Below are 20,053 nucleotides of genomic sequence, written 5' to 3'. Positions count from 1 at the left end.
TCACCACTCCTACGGGGCGAGCCGGGCATACAACGGCACCGTGCCGTCGTCGCCGGCGGAGGCAAGCAAGGAACCGTCCGGGGAGAACGCCACTGCTCTCGCCATTCCGTTGTGGTCACGGAACTCGTCGACCGGTTTCCGGGTGGCCCGGTCCCACAGCTGCACCGCTCCGCCCCAGTCGGCGGTGGCCAGGAGTGAGCCGTCGGGGGAGAACGCCAGCGCGGCGGTCACCGGGACGAACAGGCGCCAGCCGGTGACCCGACCACCGGTGACCGGATCCCACAGCAGTACCTCTCTGATACCGCCGGTGGCCAGCACGGACCCGTCCGGGGAGAACGCCATCGCGAAGACTCCGCCGTCGAGTGCTGTCTGACGGCGTCCCAGCCATCGTGTACGGCGCTGCACGGCGAGTGAGGTGACCCTGTGCCGGGTCGCCGTATCCCACAAGGAGACCGCCCCGCCTTTGCCACCGGTGGCCAGCAGGGAGCCGTCCGGGGAGAACGCCATCGCCCAGATCTGGCCGGCGTTGGCGATGAGGGGAGGACCGACCCGTTGCCGGGCGGTCGGGTCCCACAGCAGCACAACCCCGTCATTGCCGCCGGTGGCCAGCAGGGAGCCGCCCGGGGAGAAGGCCACCTTCGCGATCTCGGAGTCGGCGATGAGCTCGCCGATCGCCTTCCTTGTGCGCACGTTCCACAACATGACTCTGTCCCGGCCAGGCCCGCCGGGGGCAGCGGCCAGCAGCGAGCCGTCCGGGGAGAACGCAAGCGTGAAGATGCGCTTGGCGTTCGAGGCGAGAGGCTCGCCGACCGGACGACGGGTCTGCGAGTCCCACAACAGCACAGCCCCGCCCGTTCCGGCGGTGGCCAGCAGAGATCCGTCCGGGGAGAAGGCCACCGCCCCGGAGTTCCTGGCATGCGTGGTCAACGGGGCGCCCAGCCTGGTGTAGCGGGCCGGGCGTCGGGAGCCGGGCGCAGGCCTGATCGCCGGGGACGGCGTGGCGATGGGACGGGGGGTGGCGGTTTCCGTGGGAAGGGCGGAGAAGACCGCGGGGGCCGCAACCGCCGCTGCCGACGCGGGCGGTCGGTCCGGCCCTGCGTCGGGTTGTCCGAGCAGGGCTCGGTGGATGGCGCTGAGCCGGTCGGCGACCTCCGCGGCGGTGGCGGGCCGGTCGTCGGGCTGCTTGGCCAGAAGCGCCAGGACGAGGTCGCCGAGGGCGCCGGGTATACCGGGGCGGGTGCGGCCGGGTGGTGCGGGGGCGTGGCGCAGATGCGCGCTCATCATGCCCACCGGATCGTCGGCGTCGAACGGCGGTCGGCCGGTGAGGAGTTCGCTGAGGACGCAGCCGAAGGAGTACAGGTCCGAGCGGGCATCGCCGGGATGCCCTTCGAACCGCTCCGGCGGCATGTACGCCAGGGTGCCCATGATCTTGCTCGACTTCTTCGTCGACTCCATGAACCGGGCGATCCCGAAGTCGAGGATCTTGACCTGTCCGTCGGGGGTGAGCATCAGGTTGGCCGGCTTCAGGTCCCGGTGCACCACGCCCGCACCGTGGGCACGGGCCAGCGCGGCCATGGCCTGTACGCCCCAGCCGACCACGGCCGCGACCGGCGGCAGGCCATCCGCGCGCAGCACCGACGCCAGGTCCCGGCCCTCCAGGAACTCCATGACCAGGAACAGCGAGCCGTCCGTCTCGTCCTGGCCCAGATCGAACACCGTGACCACACCTGAGTGGTTCAGCGCACCCGCGGTGCGTGCCTCGCGGAAGAACAGGTCCGCGCCCGAGGCATCGCCGGCGGCAAGGGGGAGCAGCTTGACCGCCACCCGTCGCTCAATGACGCGGTCCCGGCCTTCCCAGACCTCTCCCATCCCGCCCCGGCCCACGAGCCCGACCAACTCGTATCGGCCCGCCAACACCCGCACCGTCACCACGCCCCCCACAGCGACCGTCCACGCGGCTTCGTCCCGGACAACCGAACCCGACGATCCCGCCGACGCCTTCGCCGAGAAAACCTAACGGCCACCGATCTTCGCTGACAATGCCCGACCTTCGTGGCGAGAGATCAACAGACGACCGTCCCGGAAGGGTGTTGTCATGCGATCGGTTCCGATATATCGTTGAGGCATCGCGAACGATACGCGATGCAGACGTGACTGATCAGCGATGGAATGGAGTGATCGCCATGCGTACCCACGGATTCGAGCGTGGACATGGGCACGAGGGCCCCGGCCGGCGGGGCATGGGTGGATTCGACGGGCGACGGGCCGCTTTCGGGCCCTTCGGTCCGGGTGGCCCGGGGTTCGGCCCCGGCGGGCCCGGATTCGGCCCCGGTCCCTGGGGACCCAGGGGGCGCGGCGGCCCGAGGGGACGGGCGCGGCGCGGCGACGTACGGGCCTCGATCCTGGCCCTGCTCAAGGACCGCCCCATGCACGGCTACGAGATGATCCAGGAGATCGCCGAACGCAGCGGCGGCGCGTGGAAGCCCAGCCCCGGCTCGGTCTACCCCACGCTGCAGCTGCTGGAGGACGAGGGCCTGATCGCCAGCGAGAGCGAGGGCGGCAAGAAGCTGTTCGCCCTGACCGAGGACGGGCGCGGCGCCGCCGACGAGGGCGCGGACGCGCCTTGGGAAGAGGCCTCGCGCGGAGTCGACTGGGAGGCCCTCAGCGAGATCCGCCAGGCCGGGTTCGGTCTGATGGAGGCCTTCGGCCAGGTCTGGAAGACCGGCAGCAAGGAACAGCGTGAGAAGGCGCTGGCCGTCATCAACGACGCCCGCAAGAAGCTCTACCTGATCCTCGCCGACGAGCACTGAGGCTCACGGGTGAGGTGAGGCGAGGCGCCCCGCGCGGTCAGCCACGCGGGGCGCCTTCCCGTGTCCGGCCCGCCCCGGTTCAGACCACCAGGCCGGCCAGCTTGCGCAGCGACTCGTTCAGGGCGGCCGTCGCCGAGTCCTTCAGCTTGCCCGCCATCAGCGACACGGCCGCGCCGGTGAACTCACCGTCGATGCGCACGGACGTGGCGTCGCCGTCGGGGGTGAGGGTGTAGCGGGTGGCGACCGTCACCGCCATCGGGCCCTTGCCGCGGATGGCGAACACCCGCGCCGGCTCCAGCTCCTCGATGGTCCAGTCGACCTCGGCCGGGAAGCCCATCAGCTTCATGTTCTCCTGGAACGTCCCGCCCACGGCCAGCGTCCGCGGGCCGCCCTTGGGGAAACCGGTGTGGGTGGCGTTCCACTCCCCGTACGACGGCCAGTCGGTGAGCTGCGCCCACACCTTCTCGGCCGGTGCCTGGATGCGTGACTCCGCGCTGACTTCGGCCATGGGACCACCCTTTCGGATCGGGCGTAGCGGGCTACGGTGTCGCGGAACGTAGCCGCAGGGGCGCGAACATTCAATACTGATGAACCGTCAGAACGGGCGGCCGTGGGCGTGGGCCGACGAGTGTGGTCCGGCGGGCGTGGATCAGCCCAGGCGCCGTATCACCGCCGCGTCGAACAGGTCCCACGCGCGCGGGAGGGCGCTCTCGATGTGGGTGTGGGACGTACGGGGGTGCGTGCGCGGCGGTTGCGAATGGGGCGCATGGCAGGATGGCGTGCGCCCTCAGGGCCGGATCGGTCAGATCTCCTCCGTAAGGATGAGATGCCGACCGTCGATGTCCACTCTGTGTGGGACGCGAAGATGGTTCCACTCGCGGATGACTCGGTCCGTTGAGGCTGATGGGGTAGAGGATGTGCAACCCCGTACTGCCCGCCGGGCCGCCCATGACGAGGCGGTCGCGCACCCGGACGACGATGCCGCGCTCGGCGCAGAGCTGGCGGCGGTGGTCGCGGGCGCCCGCCGCAGGGCCGTCCGGGACGGGGACCGGCAGATCGACACCGCCCATCTGCTGCACTCCCTCCTGGAACACGACCCCGAGGTGCGCGCCGCCGTCGGCGGCCCGCCGCAGCTCGTCCGGCTCCTCGGCTACCTGGTGCAGCGCAGCATCGGCTACGGACTGCGCTGGCAGGGCAGCGTGGAGGACTCCGGCGCGCTCACCGTCGTCCCCGCCGCGGCCGTTCCCGGCGCCCGGGAGCCCAGGGACACCGCGGGCTGGTCGCCCACGGCGGCCGCCGCCCTGACCGGCGCCCGCGAGCGGGCCCGGCGGCGCGGCGAGCCGCGCGTCACCGGCATCGACCTGCTCGCCGCGCTCACCGCGGACCCGGGATCCCGGGCCGTCGAGGTGCTCGAACGCGCCGGCATCCACGACCTGGACACCCGGATCCCGGCCGGCGCCGAGGAGTCCGCCGGCGACGGCGAACCGGTCCGCTGACAGCGCCGCACGTCCAGCCCCTGAGACAGGTGTCATAGGGGGTGACGCTCATGACGCCGCCTGTCATCATGTGCCGGTGCATATGTCAGTGAGCAGTCAGGGCAGCCGTGGCAAGGGCGTCGGTCTCGGCCTCGCACTCGTCTCGGCCCTCGCCTTCGGCGGGTCCGGAGTGGCCGCCAAACCGCTGATCGAGGCGGGGCTCGACCCGCTCCATGTGGTCTGGCTGCGGGTGACCGGCGCCGCCCTCGTCATGCTGCCGCTCGCCGTGCGGCACCGCGCGCTGGTGCGCCGCAGGCCCGCGCTGCTCGCCGGTTTCGGGCTGCTCGCCGTCGCCGGCGTCCAGGCCTGCTACTTCGCCGCGCTCTCCCGGATCCCGGTGGGCGTGGCCCTGCTCATCGAGTACCTGGCTCCCGCGCTGGTGCTGGGCTGGGTGCGGTTCGTGCAGCGGCGGCCGGTGACGCGTGCCGCCGCGCTCGGCGTGGTCCTCGCCGCCGGCGGCCTCGCCTGTGTGGTGGAGGTCTGGTCCGGGCTGAGCTTCGACGCCCTCGGCCTGCTGCTCGCCCTGGCCGCCGCCTGCTGCCAGGTCGGCTACTTCGTGCTGGCCGACCACGGCGGCGACGCGGGCGACGAGGCACCGGACCCGCTCGGCGTCATCGCCTACGGTCTGCTCGTCGGCGCCCTCGTCCTGACGGTCGTCGCCCGCCCGTGGACCATGCGCTGGTCGGTGCTCACCGGCACCGCGGACATGAACGGCACCGCCGTACCGGCCCCCGTCCTGCTGGGCTGGATCGTGCTGATCGCCACCGTCGTCGCGTACGTCACCGGTGTGCTGTCCGTGCGCCGGCTGTCCCCGCAGGTCGCGGGCGTCGTCGCCTGTCTGGAGGCGGTCATCGCGACCGTGCTGGCCTGGGTGCTGCTCGGCGAGCACCTGTCCGCGCCGCAGATCGCCGGCGGCGCCGTCGTCCTCGTCGGCGCGTTCATCGCCCAGTCCTCGACCCCCGCCAAGGCCGCCGCCGAACCGGTGGCCGGCGGCGGCCCGGAACGGGAGTTGTCCGAGCACCGTACGTCCGCCTAAAGTGCAGGTCATGCCGTCCACGCTCGTTCTTCCGCCCCCGGCCGCCTGAGGCGGGCCTCCGGAACACCCGCCCGGCGCAGTCGCGTCGGGCCGGACGGTGCTGCCCGCAGATGAAGTCCGCGCGCCCCGCTCCAGCGGGCCGCCCCCGAACTTCCGCACCCCCGTGTGCGTTTCTGCGGAGAGATTCCCTTGTCGAAGTCGAACCCTGTTTCCGGCCTGCCCGTCGGGCGTGGCCTGCTCTATCTGATCATCACCGGTGCCGCCTGGGGCACGGCCGGCGCCGCCGCCTCCCTGGTCTACCGGACCAGTGACATGGGCGCCTTCGGGCTGTCCTTCTGGCGCTGTGCGCTGGGCCTGATCCTGCTGCTCGCCGGCCGCGGGCTGCGGCCCCGCGTCCGCGCCGCGACCACCGAACCCCTGGCCCGCAGGGCCGGCCGGGTGCTCGCCACCGGCCTTGGACTGGCGGTGTTCCAGACCGCCTACTTCGCCGCGGTGGAGTCGACCGGGCTGGCCGTGGCCACCGTCGTCACCCTCGGCGCGGGCCCCGTGCTCATCGCGCTCGGCGCCCGGGTACTGCTCGCCGAGCGGCTCGGGGCCGGCGGGGTGCTGGCCGTCGCCGGGGCGCTCGCCGGGCTGGCCGTGCTGACCTTCGGCGGCTCGGCCGCGACCGTGCGCCCGGCTGGGGTGCTGCTGGCGCTCGTCTCGGCCGCGGGCTACGGCGCCATGACCCTGCTGACCCGCTGGTGGGGGAGGGACGGCGGCGCCGACGCCTCCGACACCACCGTCGGGGCCTTCGCGGTCACCGGCCTGTGCCTGCTGCCGTTCGCGCTGCACGAGGGCCTGCTCCCGCACACCGCCCACCCGGCGCGGCTGCTCTGGCTCCTGCTGTACATCGCCGCCGTGCCCACGGCCCTCGCGTACGCGCTGTACTTCGCCGGGGCCGCCGTCGTACGGTCCGCCACCGTCTCCGTGATCATGCTGCTGGAGCCGGTGACCGCGGCCGTGCTCGCCGTCGTCCTGCTCGGCGAGCGGCTGACGGCGACCACCGTGGCCGGCACCCTGCTGCTGCTCGGCGCGGTCGCGGCTCTCGCCGTGAGCGAGGCCCGCGGGGCCGGCCGCCGGGCACAGGTCCCGGTCTGACCGACGCGCCCCGTGCCGGCACCGGGTGGTCCGGCGCCGGCACGGGGCGGTACGCCCTCGACGGGCGATCGGGGTCCTCCTACCGCTGCTTCAGGTAGTCCGGCAGCTCGATGCCGGGCGCCAGGTCGGCGTTGGGGACCGGGGCGTCGTAGCCGCCGCGCAGCGGGAGGACGCCGGCCCAGTGCGGCAGCGCGAGATCCTCCGGCTCGTCGTTGGCGCCGCCGGTGCGGACCTTGGCCGAGACCTCGTCCAGGTCCAGGCGGATCACCGCGGTGGCGGCCAGTTCCTTCTTGTTCGCGGGCCGGGAGTCGGCGGCGCGGCCCGGCACGACGTGGTCCACCAGCGCGTCCAGGGCCGCCCGCTTCTCCTCCGGGTCGGTGACCTCGCGGGCGATGCCGTGCACCACCACGGAGCGGTAGTTGATGGAGTGGTGGAAGGCGGAGCGGGCCAGCACCAGCCCGTCCACGTGGGTGACCGTCACACACACCGGCAGGCCCGGATCGCTCTCGCCGGTCTGCCGCAACGGACGGGAACCGGTGGACCCGTGCACATAGAGCCGCTCGCCGACCCGGCCGTACAGCGTCGGCAGCACCACGGGGGCGCCGTCGCGGACGAAGCCGAGGTGGCAGACATAGCCCTCGTCGAGTATCGCGTGTACCAGCTCCTTGTCGTACGACGCCCGGGCGGCGGCGCGCGTGGGCACGGTGCGGTCGGTCGGGGTGTAGGCGGCGGCCTGGGTTTCCTCGGTCGTCCCCTGCATGGCGGTCCCTCCGTGGCGGCATTGGCGAGCAGTGCGGCAACGCCGAGTGGCGGTCGGCATTGCACTAGTGCATAATGTTGTTTGTGCTAGGAGAGTATCCCATCGAAGGGCGTGGCGCAGCAGAGATCGCGGCCAGCGTCGAGCGCGCGGTCGCAGCCGGCGCCCTGGATCCGGGCCAATCCCTGCCTCCCATGCGGGAGTTGGCGACCCGGCTCGGCGTGAATCCCAATACCGTCGCGGCCGCGTACCGCACCCTGCGCGAGCGCGGAGTGATCGAGACCGCCGGCCGCCGGGGCAGCCGTGTCCGGCCCAAGCCGGCCACCACGGGCCGCGAGGAACTGCGGGTGGAGGTCCCGGCGGGCGGCCGCGACCTGGCCTCCGGCAACCCGGACCCGGCCCTGCTGCCCCGGCTCGCCCCGGCCCTGGCCGCGGCGGCGAAGGAGGGCGACGCGCGGCCCGTGCGCTACGGCGACGACCCCGTCGACGCGGAGCTCGCCCGCCTCGCCCGCGCCGAACTCGACGCCGAGGGCGTCCCCGAGGCCCCGCTGACCGTGACGTCGGGCTCCCTCGACGCCATCGAGCGGGTGCTGTCCGCCCACCTCAGGCCGGGCGACGCGGTCGCCGTCGAGGACCCCGGCTGGGGCAGCGCCCTCGATCTCGTCCCCGCGCTGGGGCTGCGCACCCTTCCGGTGGGCATGGACGACGACGGCCCGCGCGCCGAGGATCTGCGCCGCGCCCTGGAGTCCGGCGCCCGGGCCTTCATCGTCACCGACCGCGCCCAGAACCCCACCGGTGCCTGTGTGAGCGCCACACGCGCGCGTGCCCTGCGCGCGGTCCTGCGCGACCATCCCGGGACCCTGCTGATCGAGGACGACCACGGCCACGGCATCGTCGACATCCCGCTGCACCCCCTCGCGGGCGTCACCCACCACTGGGCCGTCGTCCGCTCCGCCTCCAAGGCCTACGGCCCCGATCTGCGCGTGGCCGTCCTCACCGGCGACCCGGTCACCGTCGACCGGGTGCGGGGCCGGCAGCGGCTGGGACCCGGGTGGGTGAGCCTGCTGCTGCAGCGGGCCGTGGCCCGGCTGTGGGCCGAGGGCGCGGTGGACCGGACGGCGGTGGCGCGGGCGTACGGCACCCGCAGGGACGCGCTCGTCGACGCGCTGGCGGACCGGGGAGTTGTCGCCCACGGCCGCAGCGGCATGAACGTATGGGTGCCGGTCTCCGACGAGACCGGCGCGCTGGCCCGTCTCCTGCAGGCGGGCTGGGCGGTCTCCCCGGGCGCCCGCTTCCGCCTGAACAGCCCCCAGGCGATCCGCATCACGATCTCGACGCTCAGGGAGGAGGACGTCGCCCCCCTGGCCGACGCGGTGGCGACAGCGGTACGACCGTCTCCGGCGCGCGTCTATGGCTAGCGGCGGCTGAACCAGGGGCGTGGGTAACTGCGCGATCGGCCCCATCCGGCCCGCACACGCGCACGAAACCCCAAGTCCCCCACTAGGGCGTGTTGCGAAAGTCCCGCCTGCCGCCCGACGCCTGGCACGCCCTCTCGCCGCACCGGGCGAAAACCCACGTACGCCCAGTACGAGGGCTTTCGCCCGGCACTCCCCCAGCCTCCGGCCGGGGGGGACCCCCAGAGCACGCACCAGACGCCGCTCGGCCCGCCCTCCGGGCGGACGACGGGACTTTCGCAACACGCCCTAGGCGCCCTTCCGCCCCCGCACCTGCGTGAGCGCCGCCCCCGCCAGCACGATCACCGCGCCCGCCGGGGTGGTCCAGCGCAGCGACTCCCCGAGAACAGCCACCCCCGCGGCGGTCGCGATCACCGGGATGAAATAGGTGACCATCTGTGCGGTGGTGGGACCGACCTCGGCGACCAGCCCGTACTGGATCAGCACCGCCAGTCCCGTCCCCAACGCCCCCAGCGCGGCGATCGCCAGCAGCGGGACGAACGGGAAGCGGGTGGGGAGGCTGGTGAACAGCGGTGTCACCACGGCCAGTTGAAGCGTTGCCAACATCAGCTGCGCCCCCGTCATCGACAGATGGGAGTGGCCCGTGCCGGCCAGCGTCCGGCGGACGTAGATCCAGCCCACCGGGTAGCTCAGCGAGGCCAGCAGGGCCATCGCCGTGCCCCTGGCGTCCAGGCCGTGGAAGCCCTGCCACGCGCCCAGCACGGTCAGCACGCCCAGGAAGCCGAGACCGAGTCCGGCCACCCGGACCCTGGTCGGCCGGTCCTCGGACAGGGCGACCAGCGACAGCGCCATGCCCCACAGCGGGGACGTCGCGTTGCAGATACCGGCGAGCGTGGACGGGATCGTCAGCTCCGCATAGGCGAAGAGGGAGAACGGCAGGGCGTTCAGGAAGAACGCGGCGACCGCCATATGGCCCCACAGCCGGGCCCCGCGCGGCAGCCGCTCCCGCTTCACCGCCATCGTCGCCGCCAGCACCGCCGTACCGAACGCCAGCCGCCCCAGGGTGACCTGGAACGGTGCGTACCCTTCGGTGCCCACCTTGATCAGCAGAAAGCTGAAGCCCCAGATCAGTGAGACGGCGCAGAAGCGAAGCCGCCAGTCGAGCCGGGGGCGGGGGCGAGGGTGGACAGGGGCGGAGGACCGGGTTCGGGCCGGGGTGACTGTGCTGCTCATGGCCTCAACGATGCGGGAGACAACTCCGTAGCACAATCGAGATTTCCCGCCCGGTATCTCGTAGAATCACTTACATGTTGAACCTGGAGCGCCTCCGCACCCTCGACGCCCTCGCCCGGCACGGCTCGGTCAGCGCGGCCGCGGACGCGCTGCACGTCACCACGTCCGCCGTCTCCCAGCAGCTCGGCAAGCTGGAGCGCGAGATCGGCCAGCAGCTCCTCGCCAAGAACGGCCGGGGCGTGCGGCTCACGGACGCGGGCCGGCTGCTGTCGGAGCACGCGGCGCGCATCCTCTCGCAGGTCGAACTCGCCCAGTCCGATCTGGAGGCGCACCGCGGCCAGGTCGTCGGCGAACTGCGGCTGTCGGCCTTCCCGACCGCCGCCCGCGGACTCTTCCCGGCCGCGCTCGGCGCGCTGCGGGCCGAGCACCCCGGGCTGCGGGTGCGCTCCAGCGAGCTGGAGCCGGAGCGGGGCATCGCCGGAGTCGTCCGCGGCGACCTGGACCTCGCGGTGGTGCTGGACTGGTACAACAAGCCGATGCCCGTGCCCGACGGCCTGGTCAAGGCGCCCCTGCTGGACGACCCGGCCGACGTCGCCATGCCGGTCGGGCACCGGCTCGCCGGCCGGGACGAGGTCGATCTCACCGAGTTCGCCGAGGACGAGTGGATCACCTGGGGCGAGGGCGAGTTCTGCCACGAGTGGCTGATGTTCACCCTGCGCTCCAAGGGCGTCGAGCCGATCGTCGGCCACCGCGCCGGCGAGACCCACACCCAACTCGGCCTGGTCGCCTCCGGGTTGGGGGTGTGCATCGCCCCGCTGCTGGGCCGCCACCCGGTCCCGGAGGGCGTGGCCCTGGTGCCGCTCAGACAGCGGGTGCGCCGGCATGTGTACGTGGTCTGGCGGGCGGACGCCGACCGCCGCCCCTCGATCCGCGCCGCCGTGGACGCCCTGCGCACCGCGGCACGGACCTTCGGCTGAGCTTGGCCGGACTTAGGCTCCGCCCAGTTTCCGGAAGTCCCAGGTGACGATCTTCTGCGGGGTCAGCCGGGCCCAGGCGTGCCGGCCGTCGTGCGGCATCTCGTCCAGGCCGAAGTTCTTGCGTGCGAACAGTGTCTCGGCCGTGTCGAGTTCGGCGCACAGCTCTCCGACCCGCGGTGCCTCGCCCACGAACTCCACCCGGCCGTACAGCTCGACGCCGCGCAACTGGTCGTACTCCTCGCCCGAGTCGACCACGACCGCCACCCGCGGATCGCGCCGCAGCTGTGCCCAACGCCTGCTGCGCACCACCGAGTACAGCCACAGCGAGGTGCCGTCCCAGGCGAACCACAGGGCGCTGACATGCGGGGCGCCGTCCGCCGAGACGGTCGCGACCCGGCAGGTGCGCTGACAGGTGAGGAACTCGTCCAGCTCGCCGGGCGTCATCATGATCTTCCGGCCCCGGCGCTGCTGAGTGACGGTCATGCGGCCCCTCTTCTCTCACGTCGTGCCAGAGAACTATCGTGTTCTGGAGATCCTCTGACATCGCGTCAGAAAAGGAAATGGGTATGCCGTCGTACGAACAGCTCAGCGAACTCCTCGACCCCGTGAGCACCGTGCTGCTCACCGTGGAGTGCCAGCAGGGGGTCGTCGGCCCGGACAGCGCGCTGCCCGAACTCGCCCGCGAGGCCCGCTTCTCCGGTGCGCTGCGCAATGTGGCCCGGCTGGTCGCCGCCGCCCATGCGAGCGGTGTCCAGGTCGTCCACGCGATCGCCGAACGCCGCCCGGACGGCCGGGGCGCGAGCCGCAACGCCCGGCTGTTCCGGGCCGCGGAACGGCTCCCGGTGCTCCAGCTGTCCGGCACCCACGCGGTCCGGGTCGCGCCACCGATCGAGGTCGCCGAGGAGGACATCGTCGTACGCCGGCTGCACGGCCTGTCCCCGATCCACGGCACCGCTGTCGACGCCCTGCTGCGCAACCTCGGCTGCCGCACGCTGATCGTCACGGGGGTCTCCGCCAACGTGGCGATACCCAACGCCGTGTTCGACGCGGTCAACCTCGGCTACACCGCCGTCGTCCCGGCCGACGCCGTCGCGGGGGTGCCCGCCGACTACACCTCCGCGATGATCAGACACACCCTCGCGCTGGTCGCCACGGTCGCGACCACCGACGAGGTGCTGGGCTGTCTCAGGCGGCCGGGCGGGCGCGGCTGACGCGGCTCAGGTCAGCTTGATGTCCTCGCCGGAGACGGTGATCTTCGCGGCGGGCAGCGGCTGGGTCGCCGGACCCTGCTTCACGCTGCCGTCCGCGACGGAGAAGTGGCTGTTGTGGCACGGGCAGACGATCGCCCCGCCGGTCACGCTGCCCACCGCGCACCCCTGGTGGGTGCACTTGGCCGAGAACGCCTTGAACGTGCCCGCCGTCGGCTGGGTGACGACCACGCCCTGGTCCTTGAATATCTTGCCGCCGCCCTCGGGGATGTCGGAGGTCTTGGCGAGCGCGGAGCCGCCGGCGTTCTGCGACGTCGCCGTGGAGCCGGTGCCGCCCGTACCCGCCGTGCCCCCGGTGGAGCCGGTCGTGCCGGCGGCGCCGGACCCGGCGCCGGCCGAGCCGGCCGAGCTGTCGCTCGAACCGCAGGCGGTCAGCGCGGCGGCGAGCCCCGCCGCGCCGGCCGCCGCCACGACGGTACGGCGGGCCGGTCCCGCGGCATGCTGGGGCGATGCGCTGGTCATGTGGGTTCCCTTCCGCGGAGCTTCTCGTGATCCGTCCAGGGGTACGGCGCCCGGACGCCACCCGTTCAGCCGGGCACCCAGATCCTTGCCGCCCGGGCATGAGGCCGCCGTAAGCCACAGCTGTCGGCCGGCTGTCAGGCCCGGCCCGCCGAGCCACCCGCCCGCCCCAGTAACCTGGGGCGATGCTCAAGGAAGTCACCGCGACCCGCTACATCACGCCGCTGCGTGAGGGCGGCTCGCTGCCGGGACTCGTCGAGGCCGACGACTTCGGGACCTATGTCATCAAGTTCACCGGCGCCGGACAGGGCCGCAAGACCCTGGTCGCCGAGGTGGTGTGCGGCGAACTCGCCCGCCGGCTCGGATTCCGGATGCCCCGCCTGGTCACCCTTCGGCTGGACCCGGTCCTCGGACTCGGCGAGCCCGAGCAGCAGGTGCAGGACCTGCTCCGGTCCAGCGGCGGCACCAACCTCGGCATGGACTTCCTCTCCGGCGCCCTCGGCTACGACCCGCTCGCCTTCCCGGTGAGTCCCGAGGAGGCCGGCCGGATCGTCTGGTTCGACGCGCTGATCAACAACGTGGACCGCTCCTGGCGCAATCCCAACCTCCTCGTGCACCGCGGCGAGCTGTGGCTCATCGACCACGGCGCGACGATGATCTGGCACCACAACTGGCCCTCCGTCGAGGCCTCCGCGGCCCGTCCCTACGACGCCGCCGAGCACGCCCTCGCCCGTTTCGCCCCGGACGTCACCGCCGCCGCGGCCGAGCTGGCGCCCCGCGTCACCGAGGACCTGCTCGCCGAGGTCACCGCGGAGATCCCGGACGCCTGGCTCGCCGACGAGCCCGGCTTCGACACCCCGGACGAGCTGCGCCGGGCCTACGCGCGGCCGCTGCTCGCGCGGGCGGCCGTCATCGCCGAGCGCATCACCGGCATCGAGGAGGGCAAGTGAGCGAGACCCACATCCACATGGCCGGCCATGTGACCGAGCGCCACATCACCCGCGCGGGGCAGGGCGGCGACCGGGATGTGTTCGAGTACGCGCTGATCCAGGTCGTACCGCGTGTGGAGCGCGGTGAGTGCATCAACGCCGGCGTCGTCCTCTACTGCCGTGCCCAGGCCTACGTCGGCGCCCTCACCCATCTCGACGAGGCGCGACTGCTCGCCCTCGACCCGGCGGCCGACGTGGCCGGCGTGCGGGCCGCGCTCGGCGCGATCGAGCGGCACTGCGCGGGCGGGGAAGAGGCCGGACAGGCAGCCGGGGACGATGCGGGGCGCCGCTACCGCTGGGTGATCGCACCCCGCTCCACCGTCGTCCGGCCCGGACCCGTGCACACCGGGCTCACCGCCGACCCGGCGGCCGAAACGGAGCGTCTCCTGGACCTCCTGGTGAGGTAATGGATCACACCCGCCCGGTGTCCCGTTGACACCGGGTGCCAGGGCTTCTAGCGTCACCTGTGCTGAAGGTACTAAGCGGTCGCTCACCGCGCCGCGGGTTCTCTCAAGGGCGAGGAGAAGCAATGTCCACCACTGAACAGCGGGTCGCGGTCGTCACCGGCGCGGCGCGCGGCATCGGCGCCGCCACCGCCGTACGGCTGGCCGCCGAGGGCCGCGCGGTCGCCGTGATCGACCTGGACGAGGCCGCCTGCAAGGACACCGTCGAGAAGATCACCGCCGCCGGCGGCAGGGCGATCGCGGTCGGCGCCGACGTGTCCGACGAGGCGCAGGTCGAGGCGGCCATCGCCCGGATCGCCGCGGAGCTGGGCGCCCCGACGATCCTGGTCAACAACGCGGGCGTGCTCCGCGACAACCTGCTGTTCAAGATGAGCGTCGCCGACTGGGACACCGTCATGAACGTGCATCTGCGCGGTTCGTTCCTGATGACCAAGGCCATTCAGAAGCACATGGTCGAGGCGGGCTTCGGCCGGATCGTCAACCTCTCCTCCTCCTCGGCGCTCGGCAACCGCGGCCAGGTCAACTACTCCGCCGCCAAGGCCGGCCTGCAGGGCTTCACCAAGACCCTCGCCATCGAGCTGGGCAAGTTCGGCATCACCGCCAACGCCGTCGCCCCCGGCTTCATCGCCACCGAGATGACCAAGGCCACCGCCGACCGCGTCAAGATGGACTTCGAGGACTTCAAGAAGGCCGCCGCGGGCGCGATCCCGGTCCAGCGCGTCGGCGAGCCCGAGGACATCGCCAACGCCATCGCCTTCTTCACCGGCGAGGCGGCCGGCTTCGTCTCCGGCCAGGTGCTGTACGTCGCCGGCGGACCGCTCAACTGAGGAACAGGTACATGACTTCCGCTGAACTCCCCGAGCTTTCGGGCCGGGCCGCCCTCATCACGGGCGCCAGCCGCGGCATCGGCTACGGCATCGCCGAGGCGCTCGTCGCCCGCGGTGACCGCGTGTGCATCACCGGTCGCAACGAGGACGCCCTGAAGGACGCCGTCGAGCAGCTCGGCTCGGACCGGGTCATCGGCGTCGCCGGCAAGGCGCACGACCTGGACCACCAGGCCGAGGCCGTCGAGCGCACCATGGAGGCCTTCGGCCGCGTCGACTTCCTGATCAACAACGCGGGCACCAACCCGGTCTTCGGCCCCATCGCCGACCTCGACCTGAACGTCGCCCGCAAGGTCTTCGAGACCAATGTGATCTCCGCGCTCGGCTTCGCCCAGAAGACCTGGCACGCCTGGCAGAAGGACAACGGCGGCGCGATCGTCAACATCGCCTCGGTCGCCGGCCTCTCGCCCTCGCCGTTCATCGGCGCCTACGGCGTCAGCAAGGCCGCGATGATCAACCTGACCCAGCAGCTGGCGCACGAGTTCGCGCCGAAGGTGCGGGTCAACGCGATCGCCCCGGCCGTCGTGAAGACCAAGTTCGCGCAGGCCCTGTACGAGAACCGCGAGGAGGAGGCGGCCGCCGCCTACCCGCTGGGCCGGCTCGGCGTGCCCTCCGACATCGGCGGGGCCGCCGCGTTCCTCACCTCCGGGCAGTCCGACTGGATCACCGGTCAGACGCTCGTCGTGGACGGCGGGATCTTCCTCAACGCCGGCGTGGGCTGAGCCAACTTCCGGGCGCCGATTTTCGGACGGATCGGCGCCCGGAACACCCCAGGGGATCCGGCCAGCGGACTGACAACGTCGTCATCGTGAAATCGATCAAGAAGCCCTGCTCCAGGGGCGGTTCAGCGGGCCGAACGCTGCGGTATGGTCTGCCGACCCTTGGTATGGCAGATCGAGGAGCGTGCGCGTGTTCAACCGGAACCGATTCCTGCGGAGAGTCGCGGCGATCGCGTCCATGTCCCTGGTGGCCGGCTGCGGTCTGCTGTCCGACGGGGACGGCGGCGGAAAGGGCCCCATCGTCGTGGGCACCACCAGCGCCCCCAGCACGCTGGACCCCGCCGGTGCCTATGACGGCTCCTGGGAGCTGTACCGCAACATCTTCCAGACCCTGCTCGCCTACCCCAACGGTGCCACCACCCCCCAGCCCGACGCCGCCCAGAGCTGCTCCTTCACCGACTCCGCCAGCCGCACCTACCGCTGCACGCTGCGCTCGGGCCTGAAGTTCGCCGACGGTGACACGCTGAACGCCCAGGCCGTGAAGCACTCCATCGACCGCATCCGCAGGATCGACGCCCCGGGCGGCCCCGCCGGTCTGCTCGGCAGCCTGGACCGGGTGCAGGCGCTCGGCGACCGCGAGGTCGTCTTCCACCTCAACCAGCCCGACGCCACCTTCCCGTTCGTGCTGGCCACCCCCGCCATGTCGATCGTCGACCCGGACGACTACCCGGCCGACTCCCTGCGCAAGGACGACAAGGTCTACGGCTCCGGGCCCTACGAGCTGAAGTCGTACGAGGAGGACAAGGAGGCCGTCCTCGTCGGCAACAAGAACTACCAGGGCTTCGCCCAGCGGCAGAACGACGCGGTGACCATCCGCTACTTCCAGGACTCGGCCGGCATGGTCAAGGCGCTGCGCGCCAAGCAGATCGACGTCACCTACCGCGGCCTCGCCGCCGACGACATCCTCGCCCTCCAGCAGCGCGGCACCACCGACCTCCAGCTGGTCGACGGCACCGGCACCGACATCAGCTACCTGGTGTTCAACCCCAAGGACCCCTGGGCCAAGGAGCCCGCCGTGCGCAAGGCCGTCGCCCAGATCGTCGACCGGGGCGCCATCGCGCACAAGGTCTACAAGGACACCGTCGACCCGCTGTACTCGATGGTCCCCAAGGGCCTGACCGGGCACACCACCGACTTCTTCGACGACTACGGCGACCCGAGCGTGCCCAAGGCCCGCAAGATCCTCGGCGACGCGGGCATCCACCAGCGCGTCCCGCTCACCCTCTGGTACACCACCGACCGCTACGGCTCCGAGACGGCGCTGATGTTCCAGGAGCTGAAGCGGCAGCTGGAGGCCTCCGGCCTGTTCACCATCACGCTCCAGAGCCGCCCCTGGAAGACCTATGTGGTCGGCTACCAGAAGGGCGAGTACCCGGTGTTCGGCCGTGGCTGGTTCCCGGACTTCCCCGACGCGGACGACTTCATCGCCCCGTTCGTCGGCGAGCACAACGCACTGGGTACGCCCTACCCGGCCAAGGAGATCACCGGCAAGCTGCTGCCGCACTCGCGGGCCGAGAGCGACCGCGCCAAGACCGTCAAGGACATGGAGGACGCCCAGCAGATCCTGGTGAACGACGCCCGGCTGATCCCGCTGTGGCAGGGCCGGCAGTTCATCGCCGCGAACGAGGACATCTCCGGCGGCGAACAGGCCCTCGACCCGTCGACGATCATGACGATGTGGGCACTGCACCGCAAGACCAGCTGGTGAACCGGGCTCGTGGCAGCGGTTGTCAGTGGTCGCCTGTAGGTTCTGAAGCCTGCAAGTGACCGCACGCCGTAGTTGATTCACCTGTGAGGACGTTGACGTGACCGACACCGCCATGCTGCCCGAGTCCTGGCGCGGAGCTCTGGGCGACGAGCTGCAGCAGCCCTACTTCAAGGAGCTGACCGAGTTCGTCGAGGAGGAGCGGGCGAAGGGCGCCGTGTATCCGCCGCGCGAGGAGGTCTTCGCCGCGCTGGACGCCACGCCGTACGACAAGGTCAAGGTCCTGATCCTCGGCCAGGACCCCTACCACGGCGAGGGCCAGGGCCACGGCCTGTGCTTCTCGGTCCGTCCCGGAGTGAAGACCCCGCCCTCCCTGCGGAACATCTACAAGGAGATGAAGGAGGAGCTGGGCTTGCCGGTCCCGGACAACGGCTATCTGATGCCATGGGCCGAGCAGGGCGTCCTGCTGCTGAACGCGGTGCTGACCGTCCGGTCCGGCGAGGCGAACTCGCACAAGGGCAAGGGCTGGGAGAAGTTCACCGACGCCGTGATCCGCGCCGTCGCAGACCGGCCCGACCCGGCGGTCTTCGTCCTCTGGGGCAACTACGCGCAGAAGAAGCTCCCGCTGATCGACGAGAAGCGCCATGTGGTGGTCAAGGGCGCGCACCCCTCCCCCCTCTCCGCGAAGAAGTTCTTCGGCTCCCACCCCTTCACCCAGATCAACGAGGCGATCGCCCTGCAGAAGCACGAGCCGATCGACTGGCGGATCCCGGATCTGGGCTGAGGGCCGACTTCGGGCAGACGGCGACGGCAACTCCCCAGGGGCGCGGGGAACTGCGCGACCGGCCACGACGGACCTCCGGCGGCCCACAGGCGGCACCGCAACGGCGCAGCCTGACCGGCAATCCGAACGCTGCCGATTACCGTCGGGAGCGGATATCCCCGCAAACCCCCGGAGGGCACCGTGGCGGAGCAACAGGAGCAGGCGGCACCGGATGCCGTGCTGACGCGGATCGGGCAGGTCGTGATGCTCCACCACGGCGGTGACCGCGAGGAGGCCCGCCGCCGCTTCCTGGATCTGTGGGCCGAGGTCGGCGAGGACGGCGCCCCGCTGCACCGCTGCACCCTGGCCCACTATCTGGCGGACACCCAGGACGACCCGCAGGACGAACTGGCCTGGGACCTCAGGGCGTTGACCGCGGCGGAGGAGGTGACCGACGGGCCCGGCGGCCCCGACGGCGACCCGCTGAGCATCCGGGGCTTCTTCCCCTCGCTGCATCTCAATCTGGCCGCGGACTACGTCAAACTCGGCCGCCCCGAGGCCGCCCGCAGCCATCTGCGCCGCGCCCGCCGGGCCGCCGGCGCGCTGGCCGACGACGGTTATGGAGACGGGGTCAGAGCCGCGATCGGACGTCTGGAGCTGAGGCTGGGGGACTGACCCCGTTCAGTGGCCGTAGGTCTGGTCGCAGATCCTGGACTCGGGGCTGTTCTCACTCCAGCCGCCGTACTGCCTGCCCAGGGCGCACACGCCCGGGGCCCTGGGGACCGGGTTCGGCCGCTCCGGGGCGGTGGTGTGCGGCTGCCGGGGGTGCTCGCGCGGGCGCGGGGGAGCGGGCGGGGCCGCGGGCGGACGGTGGGCGAGCGGGGGCGCCTCGACGGGGTGCCGCGGGGCGGACGGTGACAGATGCCGCGCGGCGCTCGGCGACGGGTGTCCCGGATGCCGGGACGGGCCGGTCATCTCCAGTGCCTCGCGTGCCGGTGCCTGCACCACCCGGGGCTCGGCGGTGCCGTCCGGCCGTGGCGCCGTCGGCAGTGCGGGTGCCGTGTCCCGGGACGGCGCGGGGGTCGCCGGGTGCCGGACCGTCACACAGCCGGCGAGGGCCGAGACGGCCACGGTGGCCAGGAGCGCTGCGGTGGTCGTCGTTCGATGCACCCGCGCAACTCTGCTGGGTCGGCCACCGGCCCCGCAGCAGGGAGCCGATGCCGACGCCCCCGCACGGGTGATCTCGTGCCCCGTACGGAGGGATTCCCGGTACGGAAGGTGACGTTCAGTCGCCGGTGGAGCCGTCGATCCGCTCGCGGATCAGGTCGGCGTGGCCGTTGTGCCGGGCGTACTCCTCGATCATGTGGGTGTAGATCCAGCGCAGGTTGAACCGTGTGTCCCGGGATCTGTTCGTCCCCTCGGACAGACCGTCCAGTGCGAATCCGGCCGCGTTGCGCCGGGCGATCTCGATCTCCGCCTGCCAGGTCGCGTACGCCTCCTGCCAGGTGTCGGCCTCGGTGACATGGAAGTCGCCGTCGCGGTCTTCCTCGGTGTAGTAGATCGGGCCGGGGTCGTCGCCCACCAGCACCTTGCGGAACCAGCCGCGCTCGCACTCCGCCAGGTGCCGGACCAGTCCCATGAGGGACAGCCCGGAGGGCGGCACGGCCGCGGTGCGCAGCTGCTCGTCGGTCAGCCCCGCGCACTTCTCGGCCAGCGTCCGGCGGTGGTAGTCCAACCAGCCCTCCAGCATGGCGCGTTCACCGGCGTTCGGGGCGGGCTCTCGGCGTTCCGTTGTCATGCCCGTATCTTCGCCGACGGCCACGCGTGCCACCAGCGGAA

At 72.1% G+C, this 20,053-nt stretch carries 22 protein-coding genes; 14 read left to right on the top strand and 8 right to left on the bottom strand.

Annotated features, from left to right (window positions below):
* Positions 1–9 precede the first annotated feature (9 nt).
* The gene (locus tag IE277_RS30250) at positions 10–1,917 is read right to left on the bottom strand and encodes a WD40 repeat domain-containing serine/threonine protein kinase (RefSeq protein WP_268252671.1); all 1,908 of its coding nucleotides are present in this window, start codon (positions 1,915–1,917) and stop codon (positions 10–12) included.
* A gap of 266 nt (positions 1,918–2,183) precedes the next feature.
* Between IE277_RS30250 and IE277_RS30245 the strand changes: the two genes are divergently transcribed.
* A complete protein-coding gene (locus IE277_RS30245; RefSeq protein WP_189956887.1) occupies positions 2,184–2,810 on the top strand; it encodes a PadR family transcriptional regulator in 627 nt (208 codons plus the stop codon).
* Between the two features lie 79 nt (positions 2,811–2,889).
* Here IE277_RS30245 and IE277_RS30240 read toward each other — a convergent pair whose 3' ends face one another.
* Entirely contained in the window at positions 2,890–3,318 is a 429-nt protein-coding gene (locus IE277_RS30240) for a type II toxin-antitoxin system Rv0910 family toxin (protein ID WP_189956886.1), read from the bottom strand.
* A 409-nt stretch (positions 3,319–3,727) separates the two neighbouring features.
* Here IE277_RS30240 and IE277_RS30235 point away from each other — a divergent pair, with 409 nt between their 5' ends.
* From IE277_RS30235 to IE277_RS30225, 3 genes are all read left to right on the top strand, one after another.
* A complete protein-coding gene (locus IE277_RS30235) occupies positions 3,728–4,306 on the top strand; it encodes a Clp protease N-terminal domain-containing protein (RefSeq protein WP_229882065.1) in 579 nt (192 codons plus the stop codon).
* A 70-nt stretch (positions 4,307–4,376) separates the two neighbouring features.
* A complete protein-coding gene (locus IE277_RS30230) occupies positions 4,377–5,381 on the top strand; it encodes an EamA family transporter (protein WP_189956884.1) in 1,005 nt (334 codons plus the stop codon).
* 189 nt (positions 5,382–5,570) lie between these two features.
* A complete protein-coding gene (locus IE277_RS30225; protein ID WP_189956883.1) occupies positions 5,571–6,521 on the top strand; it encodes a DMT family transporter in 951 nt (316 codons plus the stop codon).
* Between the two features lie 79 nt (positions 6,522–6,600).
* On the opposite strand, the gene IE277_RS30220 is transcribed toward IE277_RS30225, so the two are convergent.
* Entirely contained in the window at positions 6,601–7,281 is a 681-nt protein-coding gene (locus IE277_RS30220; protein ID WP_189956882.1) for a pyridoxamine 5'-phosphate oxidase family protein, read from the bottom strand.
* An 83-nt stretch (positions 7,282–7,364) separates the two neighbouring features.
* Between IE277_RS30220 and IE277_RS30215 the strand changes: the two genes are divergently transcribed.
* Positions 7,365–8,696: an aminotransferase class I/II-fold pyridoxal phosphate-dependent enzyme gene (locus IE277_RS30215; protein WP_189956881.1), complete on the top strand. Its 1,332-nt coding sequence runs from the start codon at positions 7,365–7,367 to the stop codon at positions 8,694–8,696.
* Positions 8,697–8,981: 285 nt separating this feature from the next.
* On the opposite strand, the gene IE277_RS30210 is transcribed toward IE277_RS30215, so the two are convergent.
* On the bottom strand, positions 8,982–9,926 hold the full coding sequence (locus IE277_RS30210) for a DMT family transporter (protein WP_189956880.1): 945 nt from the start codon (positions 9,924–9,926) through the stop codon (positions 8,982–8,984).
* Between the two features lie 74 nt (positions 9,927–10,000).
* Between IE277_RS30210 and IE277_RS30205 the strand changes: the two genes are divergently transcribed.
* Complete coding sequence (locus IE277_RS30205) at positions 10,001–10,903, top strand: LysR family transcriptional regulator (RefSeq protein WP_189956879.1); 903 nt, start codon at positions 10,001–10,003, stop codon at positions 10,901–10,903.
* Positions 10,904–10,915: 12 nt separating this feature from the next.
* On the opposite strand, the gene IE277_RS30200 is transcribed toward IE277_RS30205, so the two are convergent.
* On the bottom strand, positions 10,916–11,386 hold the full coding sequence (locus tag IE277_RS30200; RefSeq protein ID WP_189956878.1) for a pyridoxamine 5'-phosphate oxidase family protein: 471 nt from the start codon (positions 11,384–11,386) through the stop codon (positions 10,916–10,918).
* A gap of 83 nt (positions 11,387–11,469) precedes the next feature.
* Here IE277_RS30200 and IE277_RS30195 point away from each other — a divergent pair, with 83 nt between their 5' ends.
* On the top strand, positions 11,470–12,114 hold the full coding sequence (locus IE277_RS30195; protein WP_189956877.1) for a cysteine hydrolase family protein: 645 nt from the start codon (positions 11,470–11,472) through the stop codon (positions 12,112–12,114).
* Between the two features lie 6 nt (positions 12,115–12,120).
* Here the strand turns inward: IE277_RS30195 and IE277_RS30190 are convergent, their stop codons facing one another.
* The gene (locus IE277_RS30190; RefSeq protein WP_189956876.1) at positions 12,121–12,633 is read right to left on the bottom strand and encodes a Rieske (2Fe-2S) protein; all 513 of its coding nucleotides are present in this window, start codon (positions 12,631–12,633) and stop codon (positions 12,121–12,123) included.
* 182 nt (positions 12,634–12,815) lie between these two features.
* Between IE277_RS30190 and IE277_RS30185 the strand changes: the two genes are divergently transcribed.
* From IE277_RS30185 to IE277_RS30155, 7 genes are all read left to right on the top strand, one after another.
* Positions 12,816–13,580 carry a HipA family kinase gene (locus IE277_RS30185; RefSeq protein WP_189956875.1) on the top strand — a complete coding sequence of 255 codons (765 nt, stop codon included), beginning with the start codon at positions 12,816–12,818 and terminating at the stop codon, positions 13,578–13,580.
* Complete coding sequence (locus IE277_RS30180) at positions 13,577–14,026, top strand: DUF3037 domain-containing protein (RefSeq protein ID WP_189956874.1); 450 nt, start codon at positions 13,577–13,579, stop codon at positions 14,024–14,026. The genes IE277_RS30185 and IE277_RS30180 overlap by 4 nt, the downstream gene beginning before the upstream one ends.
* Positions 14,027–14,148: 122 nt before the next feature.
* Complete coding sequence (gene fabG / locus IE277_RS30175) at positions 14,149–14,910, top strand: 3-oxoacyl-ACP reductase FabG (RefSeq protein WP_189956873.1); 762 nt, start codon at positions 14,149–14,151, stop codon at positions 14,908–14,910.
* An 11-nt stretch (positions 14,911–14,921) separates the two neighbouring features.
* Positions 14,922–15,689 carry an SDR family oxidoreductase gene (locus IE277_RS30170; RefSeq protein WP_189956872.1) on the top strand — a complete coding sequence of 256 codons (768 nt, stop codon included), beginning with the start codon at positions 14,922–14,924 and terminating at the stop codon, positions 15,687–15,689.
* 187 nt (positions 15,690–15,876) lie between these two features.
* On the top strand, positions 15,877–17,454 hold the full coding sequence (locus tag IE277_RS30165) for an ABC transporter substrate-binding protein (RefSeq protein WP_189956871.1): 1,578 nt from the start codon (positions 15,877–15,879) through the stop codon (positions 17,452–17,454).
* A gap of 97 nt (positions 17,455–17,551) precedes the next feature.
* On the top strand, positions 17,552–18,235 hold the full coding sequence (ung, locus tag IE277_RS30160) for a uracil-DNA glycosylase (RefSeq protein ID WP_189956870.1): 684 nt from the start codon (positions 17,552–17,554) through the stop codon (positions 18,233–18,235).
* A gap of 180 nt (positions 18,236–18,415) precedes the next feature.
* Positions 18,416–18,889, top strand: coding sequence for a tetratricopeptide repeat protein (locus tag IE277_RS30155; RefSeq protein WP_189956869.1), 474 nt, complete (start codon positions 18,416–18,418; stop codon positions 18,887–18,889).
* Between the two features lie 6 nt (positions 18,890–18,895).
* Here IE277_RS30155 and IE277_RS30150 read toward each other — a convergent pair whose 3' ends face one another.
* On the bottom strand, positions 18,896–19,384 hold the full coding sequence (locus IE277_RS30150) for a hypothetical protein (protein ID WP_189956868.1): 489 nt from the start codon (positions 19,382–19,384) through the stop codon (positions 18,896–18,898).
* Positions 19,385–19,499: 115 nt separating this feature from the next.
* Positions 19,500–20,012 carry a DinB family protein gene (locus IE277_RS30145; protein ID WP_189956867.1) on the bottom strand — a complete coding sequence of 171 codons (513 nt, stop codon included), beginning with the start codon at positions 20,010–20,012 and terminating at the stop codon, positions 19,500–19,502.
* Positions 20,013–20,053: the final 41 nt, after the last annotated feature.

Source organism: Streptomyces alanosinicus (assembly GCF_014650595.1).
In the GTDB taxonomy this organism is placed as follows: Bacteria; Actinomycetota; Actinomycetes; order Streptomycetales; family Streptomycetaceae; genus Streptomyces; species Streptomyces alanosinicus.
Note: the sequence above shows the minus strand (reverse complement) of the source record. Positions and strands in the feature narration are given on the sequence as shown.